The 13,228-nt window shown below is 61.8% G+C and carries 9 protein-coding genes; 7 read left to right on the plus strand and 2 right to left on the minus strand.

The window, feature by feature from the left end; genetic code table 11:
* Positions 1-25 precede the first annotated feature (25 nt).
* Entirely contained in the window at positions 26-1,645 is a 1,620-nt protein-coding gene (locus tag JOE33_RS14320; RefSeq protein WP_010434024.1) for a glucan biosynthesis protein D, read from the minus strand.
* 528 nt (positions 1,646-2,173) lie between these two features.
* On the opposite strand from JOE33_RS14320, the gene JOE33_RS14325 reads away from it, so the two are divergent.
* From JOE33_RS14325 to cfaB, 5 genes are all read left to right on the plus strand, one after another.
* Positions 2,174-4,120 carry a protease modulator HflK gene (locus tag JOE33_RS14325; protein WP_032611200.1) on the plus strand — a complete coding sequence of 649 codons (1,947 nt, stop codon included), beginning with the start codon at positions 2,174-2,176 and terminating at the stop codon, positions 4,118-4,120.
* A gap of 11 nt (positions 4,121-4,131) precedes the next feature.
* Entirely contained in the window at positions 4,132-5,169 is a 1,038-nt protein-coding gene (locus JOE33_RS14330) for a protease modulator HflC (RefSeq protein WP_010434035.1), read from the plus strand.
* Positions 5,166-6,236, plus strand: a complete 1,071-nt coding sequence (locus JOE33_RS14335) for a protease modulator HflK (protein ID WP_187625359.1) — start codon at positions 5,166-5,168, stop codon at positions 6,234-6,236. The genes JOE33_RS14330 and JOE33_RS14335 overlap by 4 nt, the downstream gene beginning before the upstream one ends.
* Complete coding sequence (locus JOE33_RS14340; RefSeq protein ID WP_096124793.1) at positions 6,233-8,197, plus strand: heavy metal translocating P-type ATPase; 1,965 nt, start codon at positions 6,233-6,235, stop codon at positions 8,195-8,197. The genes JOE33_RS14335 and JOE33_RS14340 overlap by 4 nt, the downstream gene beginning before the upstream one ends.
* Before the next feature lie 237 nt (positions 8,198-8,434).
* Entirely contained in the window at positions 8,435-9,622 is a 1,188-nt protein-coding gene (gene cfaB / locus JOE33_RS14345; protein ID WP_187625360.1) for a C17 cyclopropane fatty acid synthase CfaB, read from the plus strand.
* Between the two features lie 46 nt (positions 9,623-9,668).
* Here cfaB and cls read toward each other — a convergent pair whose 3' ends face one another.
* Positions 9,669-11,108 (minus strand): cardiolipin synthase, encoded by a 1,440-nt coding sequence (gene cls, locus JOE33_RS14350; protein ID WP_209924093.1) that lies wholly within the window; start codon positions 11,106-11,108, stop codon positions 9,669-9,671.
* A 169-nt stretch (positions 11,109-11,277) separates the two neighbouring features.
* Here cls and JOE33_RS14355 point away from each other — a divergent pair, with 169 nt between their 5' ends.
* Together JOE33_RS14355 and JOE33_RS14360 are read left to right on the plus strand one after the other, a co-directional pair.
* Positions 11,278-11,799: a DUF3617 domain-containing protein gene (locus JOE33_RS14355; protein WP_003316040.1), complete on the plus strand. Its 522-nt coding sequence runs from the start codon at positions 11,278-11,280 to the stop codon at positions 11,797-11,799.
* Between the two features lie 200 nt (positions 11,800-11,999).
* Complete coding sequence (locus JOE33_RS14360) at positions 12,000-13,226, plus strand: N-acetylmuramoyl-L-alanine amidase (protein WP_187625362.1); 1,227 nt, start codon at positions 12,000-12,002, stop codon at positions 13,224-13,226.
* Positions 13,227-13,228 lie beyond the last annotated feature (2 nt).

Below are 13,228 nucleotides of genomic sequence, written 5' to 3' on the forward strand. Positions count from 1 at the left end.
ACGCTCTGCGTCACCCATCTGCGGATTACGGGTATTTACGTTTGTCCGGTGCAGGCGGGAAGTACTGATAGAGCCAGGTCTCGCTCAGCGTACGGTCGCCAGTGCGGATGAACATGCGCATTTCAACCGGCTCGACCGAGTCGCTGTCCGGTACCCAGTCGAAGGTGACGCGGTAACCCTTGATGTCCGGCAGCACGAGGATGTTGAAGTCCTGCACCTTGCCATGAGTGACCGTGACGATGGGTTCGATCCCGGTGCCTTCCGGCAAGCGATCCAGGCCGCCGCCGTTGAAGTCCACCGCAAAGCGGCGTGCCCAGGTTTTCGGGTAATGCTCGCCCGGTGCCCAGCCTTCGAGGAAACCGCCCATGCCTGAACGTGTCGCGTGGACCTGGGCCAGCGGCGTGCTCACCGGCGGCAGCGGGCTCCAGAACAGCTTGTAGCCGTAGTTCATCGAATCCCCGGCCTTGACCGGCGTCTTCGGCGTCCAGAACACCACGATGTTGTCCATCGTCTCGCCCGTGGTCGGCAGCTCCAGCAGGCTGACCTCGCCTTCGCCCCACGCCGTGATCGGCTCGACCCACAGGCTTGGACGGCGGCTGTACCAGACAACGGTGTCCTGATAGCTGGAGAACTCGTGATCGCTCTGCACCAGCCCGAAGCCTTTCGGATCGGTGTCGGAGAACGCGCTGAATTGCGGTTTGGCCGGGTTGTTCAGCGGACGGCAGATCCACTCACCGTTGCCACGCCACATCGACAGGCGATCCGAGTCGTGGATTTGCGGGTGGATGGTGTCGCACATGCGACGTTCGTGAGTGCCGCAACTGAACATGCTGGTCATCGGCGAAATGCCCAGCTGCTGGATGTCGGTACGCGCATTGACGTGCGCGTCGATTTCCATGACCACCTGGCCGGCCTGACAGTCGATGTCGAAGCGGTAGGCGCCGGTCGCACTCGGCGAGTCGAGCAGTGCGTAAACCACGAAGCGTGTCGCGTTCTTGTCCGGTGTTTCAAACCAGAACTTGGTGAAGTCCGGGAATTCTTCCTGACGCTTGGCGTAACTGTCGATGGCCAGGCCGCGGGCCGAGAGGCCGTATTGCTTGTTGCTGTCCACGGCGCGGAAATAGCTGGCGCCGAGGAACGAGACAACGTCATTGATGGCGATTTCAGGCGCCTTGAACAGTTTGAAACCGGCAAAGCCCAGGTCGCCCTTGACCAGATTCTTGTCGATGCCGCTGTTCTCGTAGTTGAACAGGTCATGGCGGAAATGCACTTCCCGCGCCTGCTTGCTCTGCGGATCGACGCTGTACATGCGCACGGGCGTCTTGAAGCCCATGCCGACGTGGAAGAAATGCACGTCGAGCTGACCGTGGACGTCTTTCCACAGCGAGTGATTCGGGTCGTAGCGGATGGCATTGAATTGCTGCGGCGTCATGTTCGCAAGTACCGGTGGCAGCACCTGCTTGTTGCTCACATACCCTTTGCTCGCAAGCTTCTTGGCATGCGCCTGCAACTCTGCAAAATCGAAGTGTTCGATCTCGCCATCGGCTGCGGCGGCCAGTGCCCGCGCAGCAAAAAGCCCTGAGGCCGATACGCTGCCGTAGGCGGCCAACGCCATGGACGCTTTCAGGAGATTTCTGCGATTCATAAAGGTGAAGCCTCTGAGTAATTCTGTGCGTCCTGCACAAAAAATGGCGCGCCAACGACTCCTTGCCGAACGCAAACTACCCACAACAGATAACAAAGACGAGATACGGTTCGGAAATCGGCCAAAAAAAAATGTCGATAATGGGTAATGAATCCGGCGTGTTGACCGCCATAAAGCTTATTTTTGCGTGACTGCAGACTAATCGATTAAGCGCATCGCCGCTTGGCGCAAGGCTTCCAGACGATCGGGGCAAGAAACGCCGCTCAACTCGTTGCCTTTGGCCGACGCTAAAAACTTTTTCGCCAGGCAATATTCAGCAATCATTTTGCTGGCGCGCGGGCTCACCCTCTGCACGGCTTCCGGCCGATTCGCCAGCTGGGCGTTACCGCTATCGCACATTCGTTCAGCTAATAGTCCTGACGAAAGTTTCACTCCGCGTGTTATATCGTAACGCTATGATTCACTGGCATTCAGATGCCAATGCAGGGCTCTCCAAAGGGCGATAAATAAGCGGGTGCCGGGGTAGTGATGCGGGTTGATTTGGATGAGCACGAAGGCCTCGAAGGCCTGCCGCGTTTTCAAATGGCGGTGCAACAGGTTCGGCGTCTGGGACGATTGATGTATGTGACCGGTGGAGCAGGGGCGTTCGGGCTGCTGCTGGCGTTGTCCATCGATCTGTTTTCCCCCGGCTCTTTGTGGATGGCCGTGTTGTGCAACGCCTCGGCGGCGTTGTTTCTGCTTACGGCGGGCTTGCAGTCGGCGCGGCATGTCGCGCTATGGCGGGCTCGCGCGTTGCGTTCGCCGGAGGCAGACACGCTCGACGAAAGCCTGCCTGCTGGCGACGAGAGCGGCTGGTACGAGCGTCTGCTTGAACGCCTGAGTGACTCGGGCAAATCGCTGGTCAGGCACGTTGGCAGCTCGACCCTGTGGCTTGCCGGTTGGGCGGTGCTGGCGTTGATCGTCATTCGCGCCTTCTGGAACCTCATGTTATCCGGCGCCGACCTCTCCACGGCCGGTAGTCTTGCCGGCAGCGTCATGCTGCTGTTGGCGTTCGGGCTGCTGGTCATCGAGCGACAACTGAGCAGCGAGTCCGACAGTCAGTCGCCGGAGGCCGGAGCCCTGGCGCAACTGGTGCGCATGACGCTCATCGTCCTGCTGATCGGCGCGCTGTGCCTGTTTTTCTCCAGTGCAGATCGTGTCTGGCCGGCGCGGCTGGCGGTGTTGATCGGCCTGCTGCCGCTCGGCGTGGCGCTGGAGTTCCTGCTGCGCGCTGTGCTGTCGGTGTTCAGCCCGCGCAACCCACGTATCGAACCGCGCCTGCTGGCCGCCAGTTTCATCGCTGACCTGTTGCGCTGGCCGCCGCGACCGCTGCTCGCCTTGCAGCACGAACTGCACAACCGTTTCGGCATCGATCTGCGCCAGATCTGGGCCTTTACCTACATGCGTCGCGCATTTCTGCCGGTGCTGGCAGTGGTCGCAGCGCTGGGCTGGGTATTGAGCGGCGTGCATGAAATTCCCATGCAGGGGCGGGGCATTTACGAGCGGTTCGGCAAGCCGGTCGATGTGTTCGGACCCGGTCTGCATGTGGGTTTGCCCTGGCCGTTCGGGCGCGTGCTGGCCGTTGAAAACGGCGTGGTTCATGAGCTGGCGACCAGCGTTTCTGCCGCCGACTCTTTCGAGCAGACGCTGGACCCTGCCGAAGGCCCGCCGCCGGGCAGCGCCAACCGTCTGTGGGATGCCAGCCATATCAACGAAAAATCCCAGGTCATCGCCAGCAGTGCAGGCGACAAGCAGAGTTTTCAGATCGTCAACATGGACGTGCGGTTCGTCTACCGCATCGGCCTGACAGATGCCGCAGCCATGGCATCGACCTATAACAGCGCGGATATTCCGGCCTTGATTCGCAGTACGGCCAGCCGTGTGCTGGTGCACGGCTTTGCCTCGCGCACGCTGGATGAATTGCTCGGCGAGCAGCGCAGCGGGCTGGCCGATGATATCGGCAAGGCCGTGCAGGCCGACTTGCAGCGTCTGGACAGTGGCGTCGAATTGCTCGCCACGGTGGTCGAAGCCATCCATCCGCCAGCCGGTGCTGCCAACGCCTATCATGCTGTTCAGGCTGCGCAGATTGGTGCACAGGCGCTGATCTCCCGCGAACGCGGCGCGGCCAGCGACAAGGCCAATCAGGCGCAGCTCAATGCCAGCGTGGCGCGTGATCAGGCCAGTGCCGCCGCCCGCGAGATTCTGGCCGGGGCACAAGGTGCAGACCTGCGCTTCAGTGCTGAGCGTCAGGCATATGCCAAGGCAGGGCAGGCGTTTTTGCTGGAGCAATACCTGGCCCAACTGACCGAGGGCCTGGGCAATGCGAAGTTGCTGATACTTGACCATCGTCTGGGCGGCGACAGTGCGCCGACCATCGACCTGCGTACCTTCACCCCACCGGCAGACCCAACGGCGCCGCGTAAAGCCGTTCAGTAAGGAGTCGTCCCTTGAGTCTGTTCCATCATCATCACGATCACGCCGACCACGATAGCCATGACAGTCACGGCCATGGCGGCCACGGTCATCACCACCATCATCATGGCGCGACCGGCCCGGCCGCGTTCCCCTGGCGACGGGCAAGCCTGGCGGCGGTGCTGATCGCGTTTGCGATTGCGGCAGCGAGCCTGGTGCAGGTGCGTTCGGGGGAGGCGACCGTCGTCACGCGCTTTGGCAACCCGTCCCGCGTACTGCTGGAGCCGGGCCTCAACTGGCGCTGGCCGGCACCCTTCGAGGCGACCATCCCGGTGGACCTGCGCCTGCGAACCACCTCCAGCGGCCTGCAGGACGTCGGCACCCGCGATGGCTTGCGCATCATCGTTCAGGCCTACGTGGCGTGGCAGGTGCAGGGCGACGCCGACAACGTGCAGCGCTTCATGCGCGCGGTACAGAACCAGCCCGACGAGGCGGCGCGGCAGATCCGCACCTTTGTCGGCTCTGCGCTGGAGACCACGGCGAGCAGTTTCGACCTCTCCAGCCTGGTGAACACCGACGCCAGCAAGGTGAATATCACCGCCTTCGAAAATCAGCTGCGTCAGCAGATCGATCAGCAACTGCTGGCGACTTACGGGGTGCGTGTCCTGCAGGTCGGCGTTGAACGGCTGACCCTGCCGTCGGTGACGCTCAACGCTACCGTGGACCGCATGCGCGCCGAGCGCGAGACCATCGCCACCGAGCGAACCGCCGTGGGCAAGCGCGAGGCAGCGCAGATTCGTTCGGCCGCCGAGCGCGACGCACGGATTGTCGAGGCCGATGCCACGGTCAAGGCGGCCGATATCGAAGCACAGTCGCGGGTCGAAGCCGCGCAGATCTATGGCCGTGCCTATGCGGGCTCGCCGCAGCTCTACAACCTGCTGCGCTCGCTGGACACGCTGGGCACCATCGTGACGCCCGGCACGCGTCTGATACTGCGTACCGACGCCGCACCGTTCCGCGTGCTGGTGGACGGCCCGCCGACGCTGGATGGCAAGAGCGGAACGCAGCCATGAGCCAGCCGCTCGACGAAGCCGTGGCGCCGCGCCCTCCGTCAACCAGCCCCTGGTTGCAGGCCAGTCGTCTGGCATTTCTGGGGTTATATGGCGTGACCCTGCTTGCCGCGCTTGCCTGGGCGACGTCCAACGTACGCCAGATCGATCCACAGAACCGCGCGGTGGTCATGCACTTCGGCGCGATCGAACGGGTTCAGAACGCGGGGCTGCTGATTGCCTGGCCGCAGCCGTTCGAACAGGTGGTGCTGCTGCCCTCGGCTGATCGGGTGATCGAACGGCGCGTGGAAACCCTGCTGCGCTCGCCGGCTGCGTTGAAAGCCGATGAAGTCGCGACCCTGTCTGCCCCCATGAGCGATGCACTGGCAGGCTCCGGTTTTCTGCTGACCGGCGATGCTGGTGTGGTGCAGCTGGACGTCACGGTGTTTTACAAAGTGACTGATCCCACTGCCTTTGTGTTGCAGGGCGAGCATGTATTGCCCGCGCTGGACCGGCTGGTCAATCGCAGCGCTGTGGCGCTGACGGCGGCGCGGGATCTGGACACCATTCTGGTTGCCCGTCCCGAGCTGATCGGTGCTGACAGCCAGGCTGCCGAGCGCCGTGAACGGCTGCGTGGCGATCTGGTGCGCGGCATCAACCAGCGTCTGGACGAGCTCAAGGCGACAGGCATGGGCATCGGTGTCGAGGTCGCTCGGGTGGATGTGCAGTCGAGCCTGCCGACCTCGGCAGTCAATGCGTTCAATGCCGTGCTGACGGCCAGTCAGCAGGCCGATCAGGCCGTGGCCAACGCGCGGACTGATGCCGAAAAACTGACCCAGACGGCCAATCAACAGGCTGACCGAACCCTGCAGGTGGCGCACGCACAGGCGTCCGAGCGTCTGGCCAAGGCGCAGGCGGCCACCGCAACGGTCGTCAGCCTGACGCAATCAGCCGAAACCCGCAGCGACCCCGGTCTGATGCAACGCCTCTACCGTGAACGCGTACCAGCCATTCTGCACCAGGCGGGTTCGGTGACCACGGTCGATCCCAAAGACGATTCCCGCCTGATCATTCAGGGAGCACCACAATGAGTGGCGAAGCCGTTCACACCCATGAGGCCAGCCAGCCGCAAGCGCCTGGCAGTCTGCTGAGCAGCGCAGAACAGCGCAGTGCAGCCCGGCAACTGACCCTCGCAATGCTGGCGTTGGGCTTGCTGGGATTGGGACTGGTCTGGCGTTTTTTCGCCCCGGAGCAGGAAGGTGTCAGTCAGTTGCTCTTGGGCGCTGCGTCACTGTTGGTGGCGATACCGGTGATCAGCGCCGGCTGGCACAGCCTGCGGCATCCGAGCCTGCACGGCATCACTGATCAGTTGATCGCGCTGGCGATGCTCGGTGCCTGGGCCACCGGTGACCTGATGACCGCCGCCTTGCTGCCGATCATCATGATCTTCGGTCATGTGCTGGAAGAGCGCAGCGTGATCGGTTCGCAGGAGGCCATCGAAGCGCTGGGACGCCTGACCCGCAGCCAGGCGCGTTTGCTGGGTGCCGACGGCAGCGTGCGCGAGGTCGACAACGCGACGCTGAAAGCCGGCGATCAGGTGGAAGTGCGAGCGGGCGACCGCGTTCCGGCGGACGGCCGGGTGCTGTCCGGGCAAGCCAGTCTGGATACGTCGTCGATCACCGGCGAATCGGTCCCGCTGGAAGCCAGTGTCGGGGTCGAGGTGTTCGGTGGCGCCATCAATCTGGACGGCCTGCTGCGCATCGAAGTGACCCGCATCGGCGACCAGTCCACGCTGGGCAAGGTCATCGCACTGATGCAGAGCGCGGAGCGTTCCAAGCCGCCCATAACGCGTCTGCTGGAGCGTTATGCAGGCAGTTACATGGTGCTGGTCTTGCTGATCGCGGCGCTGACCTGGTTTATCACTCAGGATGCGCAGGCGATGCTGGCGGTGCTGGTTGCGGCCTGTCCGTGTGCGCTGGTGCTTTCGGCTCCGGCCACCGCCATTGCAGGTATTGCGGTCGCGGCGCGGCACGGGATTCTGATCCGCAGTTCGGCGTTTCTTGAAGAACTGGCTGACCTCAACTCGCTGGTTGTGGACAAGACCGGCACCCTGACCTACGGCCGTCTGCGCCTGCAGTCCGTGCAGGCTGACGGTCCACAGCATCCACAATTGCTGGAGCTGGCCGCGAGCCTTGGATCAGCCAGCAGCCACCCGGTCAGTAGGGCTTTGGCCGGGCTGGTGGATAACGCCCGATTGCTGCCGCTGACCGACACCCGTGAGCGTCAGGGTCTGGGGGTGGTGGCGTCGACCGGGCAGGGCGATGCGGCTCTGGGCCGCCCGGAGTTGTTCGCGCAGATGGGCATCATCACGCCTGCCGTCCCTGCACATGACGGCCCGCTGGCAGGGCTGTCGCTGGACGGTGTTTTTCTGGCCTGGCTGCTGTTGGCCGACAGCGTCAAACCCGAAGCCCAGGCAGCACTGTTGGAATTGCGCGGGCTGGGTCTGGGCCGACAGTTGCTGTTGACCGGCGACCGGCAGAGCGTGGCCGACAACCTGGCGCAGGATATCGGCATCGCTGACGTTCAGGCGCAGGCGCTGCCTGAAGACAAGCTCAACCGCGTCATGGGCGAGATCTCCAGTGGGTTCCGGCCGATGGTGGTGGGCGACGGGGTCAACGATTCGCTGGCCCTGAAGGCGGGCGTGGTCGGCGTGGCGATGGGCGCGGGTGGGGCGGATATCGCGCTGGCGTCCGCCGATATCGTGCTGATCGGCAGCGACCTGCGCCGTCTGGGCACCTGTGTGCGGCTCAGCCGTCAGTGTCGTCAGACCTTGCAGGTCAACGTCATCATCGGGCTGGGCTGGACGCTGGCCATCGTGGCACTGGCCGCCTTTGGTCTGCTGGGTGCTGCTGGCGCGATGGTCGCAGCTATCCTGCACAATCTGAGCACCCTGTTGGTATTGGGCAACGCTGGACGTTTACTGCGCTTTCAGGAGCCCTTGCTCAAGCTCGAGGACGCGGGTATGCAGCATCAGAGCGCACGTCTTCGCTGATAATCCGTGCGTCAAAACGGCTTGAGCTTTGACGCATTCTGTTACAGATTAAGCGCTATGGTTCATTGTGTGATCCAAATTCAGGCTGACTCTCGGCTCGAATCAGAGGGCACAGGGCTGTTCCCCCGCAGTTGATTCATAGCAATTTTGCCGTCGCCAATGCCTTTTCGGGCCCTTTTGCGGGGCCTTTGCTGGATTACTCTTTTTTGAGTTTCTGGATAAGGGGGTGATTTTGAAATGCTTACACAACTTCCAACGACCCTGCAGAATCTCCATCTGCCGTTGCGGCTAAAGCTCTGGGACGGTCATCAGATGGACCTCGGGCCTGCGCCCAGCGTGACGATAGTCGTCAAGGATCCGCAACTGGTCTCCGACTTCAGCCATCCCAGTCTGGGCCTTCTTGGCAGCGCGTTCGTGGAGGGGCGGCTGGAACTGGAGGGTTCAATCAGCGAAGTGGTCCGGGTCTGCGATGAACTGACCCACGCGTTGGTGGACGACGATGACAGCGCTGGCAATCCGATCCGGGTCGAGCATGACAAGGACACTGACGCGGCGTCGATTGCCTATCACTACGATGTTTCCAACGACTTCTACCAGCTCTGGCTCGACAGGGATATGGTCTACTCCTGCGCGTATTTCAAGACCGGTGACGAATCGCTGGAGCAGGCGCAGCAGGATAAATTCCACCACCTGTGCCGCAAGTTGCGGCTCAAGCGCGGTGAGTACCTGTTGGACGTCGGCTGCGGCTGGGGCGGGCTGGCGCGTTTTGCGGCTCGTGAATACGGCGTGAAGGTTTTTGGCATCACACTCAGCCAGCAACAATTGGCGCTGGCCCGCGAACGGGTGCAAGCCGAGGGTCTGCAGGACAAGGTCGACCTGCAACTGCTCGACTACCGCGACCTGCCGCAGGATGCGCGATTCGATAAGGTGGTCAGTGTCGGCATGTTCGAGCACGTCGGGCATGCCAACCTGCCGTTGTATGTGCAACGCCTGTTCGGCGCGGTTAAGGAGGGCGGCCTGGTGATGAATCACGGCATCACCGCACGGCACACGGACGGTCGTCCTGTCGGGCGTGGTGCCGGCGAGTTCATCGACCGCTATGTTTTCCCCAATGGCGAGCTGCCGCACATGGCCATGATCAGCGCCCATATCAGCGAAGCCGGGCTCGAAGTGGTTGACGTAGAAAGCCTGCGCCCGCACTACGCGAAAACCCTTGAGCACTGGAGCGCGCGACTGGAAGCCCGGCTCGACGACGCCGCGCGCATCGTGCCCGAACAGACCCTGCGGATCTGGCGGCTGTACCTTGCAGGCTGCGCCTACGGATTCACCAAGGGCTGGATCAACCTGCACCAGATACTCGCCGTGAAACCCTTCGCCGACGGCAAGACCGGACTGCCGCTGACGCGCGAGGATATTTACCAGTGAAGTCCCGTTTGTCCCCTCAAGGCAAGCAGCGTAGCGCGCACAGGTCTCACAGAATCGGTGAAATCAGCCGCGCCACGCGCATACCCAGTTGATGCAGACGCCGCGTTTCGTGGCTTTCCTGCACGGAGATTTCGCGGGCGAGGTTGAAGTCGGCGGTGAGCATGGATTCCACCTGGCTGGAGAAGTCGCTGTCGACCGTCAGCAGCATCAATTCGAAGTTGAGGCGGAACGAGCGGTTGTCGAGGTTGGCGCTGCCGATGGCGGTAATCTCGTTGTCGACCAGGACGACCTTCTGATGCAGGAAGCCCGGTTCGTAGCGGAATACCCGCACCCCGGCACGCACGGCATCGAAGGCGTACAGACTTGAAGCGGCGTACACCACGTAATGGTCGGGGCGCGACGGCAGCAGCAGACGCACGTCCACGCCGCGCAACACCGCCAGGGTCAGCGCAGCGGTGACGGCTTCGTCAGGTATGAAGTAGGGGCTGGTGATCCAAACGCGCTCCTCGGCAGCATGGATGGCTTCAACGAAGAACAGCGAGCAGGTTTCCTGCGCATCAGCCGGGCCACTGGTCAGCAACTGGCACAGCACACCGTCTTCGGGAAATTCATCAGGCAGGCTGAGCGGTGGCAGTTCGCGGGTGGCCCAGAACCAGTCTTCGGCAAACGACTCCTGCAGGCAGGCGACCACCGGGCCGATGACTTGCACATGAGTGTCGCGCCATGGAGCCAGCGGCGGCTTCAGGCCCATGTATTCATCACCCACGTTATGACCGCCCATATAGCCTTTCAGGCCATCGACGACGACGATCTTGCGGTGGTTGCGGAAGTTGATCTGAAAGCGATTGAGCCAGCCGCCGCGTGTGGCGAAGGCTTTTATCTGCACGCCACCGTCGCGCAGCTTGTCGATATAGGCACCTGGCAAGGCATGGCTGCCGATGCGGTCGTAAAGTACGAAGATCGCTACGCCTTCGGCGGCTTTTTCCAGCAGCAGCGATTGCAGCTCGCGCCCGAGTTTGTCGTCATGAATGATGAAGAACTGAATCAGAATGGTTTTCTTCGCTTCACGGATAGCCTGAAAAATGGCCCCGAAGGTTTCTTCGCCATTGATCAGCAGCCTGACCTTGTTATTGGCCAGCGCCGGCATGTTGCCCAGCTTGGGCATTGCACGCAGCGCTGCATAGGCATCTGATCGACGCGCTGCGACTGCTTCCTCGATCCATGGCCGCCAGTTGAGGCTGCCGATCGCGATGCGCATTTCCTGGTTGGCCTGACGACGCGCCTTGATGTACGCGTCGAATGAGCTTCGGCCGAATATCAGGTAAGGCAGCAGGGTGAAATAGGGAATGAACAGCAGCGGCATCGCCCAGGCAATTGCGCCTTGGGAGGTACGCACTGTCAGCAACGCATGGATGGCGGCGCCGGTACCGAGTAAATGAATGAAACCCAGGACGTAACCGAAAAAGTACGGGTCGTGATAATCCATGTGGAACAATGCTCCTCGCCTTTGCTGCCTAACAGACCACAGCTGAACAGGAATGTCGCTATTTAATTCCGGGTGCAACTGGGCGACCTGTGTGCCGTCTAAGGTTTATCTTTTGGCTGGATTATTCCAGTCTCGTTTTCATCCGCAATGCCCGATCAGGAATCTTGAAATGAACAAACGCATGTTGGCTTGGATGTTTTGTCTGGCGGCTCCTTTGGCTCAGGCGCAGATGCTGCAACCGGGTTTGTGGGAGCTGACCTCCAGCAATATGAAGGTGGACGGACAGCAGCTGCCCGACATGCAGCTGATGCTGGGGCAACTGCAGAACCTGCCGCCCGAGCAGCGCGCAATGATGGAACAGATGATGAAGAAGCAGGGCGTCACCCTTGGCGGCAAAGGAGTGAGGGCTTGCCTGACTCAGGCGCAGGTGCAGTCGGACGACATTCCGCTGACTGACCCGGCATCCGGATGCACGCAGAAGATCACTGCGCGCAACGGCAAGACCTGGAACTTCCAGTTCAGCTGCCCGAAAGCCAAGGGCACCGGGCAGGCGCAGTTCCTGAGTGATCGCGAGTTCACCACCAACGTTGTCGGCACATTCAATGCCACCGGCCAGCAGCAGAACGGCAGCATGGACACCCGCGCAGTGTGGCTGGGGCCGCAATGTGGCAACGTCGCCCCGCGTACCTGATCAAATTCAGACAGTTATGTTCCACGTGGAACACGCTGCGTAGGGGTGATGATTTTTTGTCGCCTCTGACAGCGTTTCAGATGACTTAATCTTCATGAAGGGCCTCATCTTTCGTCCGTAACTGCATGTTATATTGTTACTAATGATGTGGATGAACCCTTCGTGAGCCGGGATGCTCAATTTGCTCTTTGAGACGTTCCATGCACCGACGCCAAGTGTTGCTCAACATGCTGCTGGCCAGCGCGGCCCTGACGTTGCCGTTGTGTGCCTACGCCACGCAGATTCGTAACGCCCGCCTTTGGCGTACCAACGACAAGCTGCGACTGGTCCTCGACCTGAGCGGCCCGGTGCAATACAAGACCTTCACACTGACAGCCCCCGACCGCCTGATCATCGACGTCAGCGGTTCGCGGCTGACCGGCGACTTCAGTCAGTTGGCGCTGGACCGTACCGTCATAAAATCGATTCGTTCCGGGCACTATGGCCAGGGTGACGACACACGCATCGTGCTGGACCTCACCGCCCCGGTACAGCTCAACAGTTTCCTGCTCGGCCCGGAAGGCGGGCAGGGGCATCGGCTGGTGCTGGACATGAGTTCCACGGCCCATGCGCCTGTGCAGATGGCTGAGCTGCCGCCGCCGGTACCTGTGCCGATCCCGGCCAACAAGGCGCACACCGGACGCGACATCATGGTAGTGGTCGATGCCGGTCATGGCGGCAAGGATCCTGGCGCGGTAGGGTCGCGGGGTGAACGCGAAAAAGATGTGGTGCTGTCCATCGCTCAGTTGCTGGCCAGACGCTTGAAGCGTGAGAAGGGCTTCGACGTACGTCTGGTGCGCAACGATGACTTTTTCGTACCGCTGCGCAAGCGCGTCGAGTTTGCGCACAAGTCCAACGCCGACATGTTCATCTCCGTGCACGCCGATGCTGCGCCTCGTCTGACGGCATCGGGTGCTTCGGTGTTTGCCCTTTCCGAAGGCGGTGCAACGTCTGCAACAGCGCGCTTCATGGCTCAGCGGGAAAACGGTGCAGACTTGCTGGGTGCCACGTCGCTGCTCAACCTGAAAGACAAGGACCCGATGCTTGCCGGGGTGATTCTCGACATGTCGATGAACGCCACCATTGCAGCCAGTCTGCAATTGGGCCACACCGTTCTGGGCAGCCTCGAAGGCATCACCACGCTGCATCAGAAGCGCGTTGAACAGGCCGGGTTTGCCGTTCTCAAATCACCCGATGTGCCGTCGATTCTGGTCGAGACCGGCTTCATCTCCAACAGCCGCGACAGCCAGCGCCTGGTCACTGCGCGTCATCAACAGGCCGTTGCCGATGGGCTGTTCGAAGGCTTGCAGCGCTATTTCCAGCGTAACCCGCCAGTCGACTCGCACATGGCCTGGCTGCAGGCGCAGAAGCAGGAACAGCCGGTCTGATC

The sequence above is a fragment of the Pseudomonas sp. PvP027 genome (genome assembly GCF_017833005.1).
GTDB classification, from domain to species: domain Bacteria; phylum Pseudomonadota; class Gammaproteobacteria; order Pseudomonadales; family Pseudomonadaceae; genus Aquipseudomonas; species Aquipseudomonas congelans.

Excerpts from the sequence above, each read along its gene's own strand:
- JOE33_RS14320 (WP_010434024.1), bottom strand. The coding sequence starts at position 1,645 with ATGAATCGCAGAAATCTCCTGAAAGCGTCCATGGCGTTGGCCGCCTAC.
- JOE33_RS14325 (WP_032611200.1), top strand. The coding sequence starts at position 2,174 with ATGCGGGTTGATTTGGATGAGCACGAAGGCCTCGAAGGCCTGCCGCGT.
- cfaB (WP_187625360.1), top strand. The coding sequence starts at position 8,435 with ATGCTTACACAACTTCCAACGACCCTGCAGAATCTCCATCTGCCGTTG.
- JOE33_RS14360 (WP_187625362.1), top strand. The coding sequence starts at position 12,000 with ATGCACCGACGCCAAGTGTTGCTCAACATGCTGCTGGCCAGCGCGGCC.
- JOE33_RS14355 (WP_003316040.1), top strand. The coding sequence starts at position 11,278 with ATGAACAAACGCATGTTGGCTTGGATGTTTTGTCTGGCGGCTCCTTTG.
- cls (WP_209924093.1), bottom strand. The coding sequence starts at position 11,108 with ATGGATTATCACGACCCGTACTTTTTCGGTTACGTCCTGGGTTTCATT.
- JOE33_RS14335 (WP_187625359.1), top strand. The coding sequence starts at position 5,166 with ATGAGCCAGCCGCTCGACGAAGCCGTGGCGCCGCGCCCTCCGTCAACC.
- JOE33_RS14340 (WP_096124793.1), top strand. The coding sequence starts at position 6,233 with ATGAGTGGCGAAGCCGTTCACACCCATGAGGCCAGCCAGCCGCAAGCG.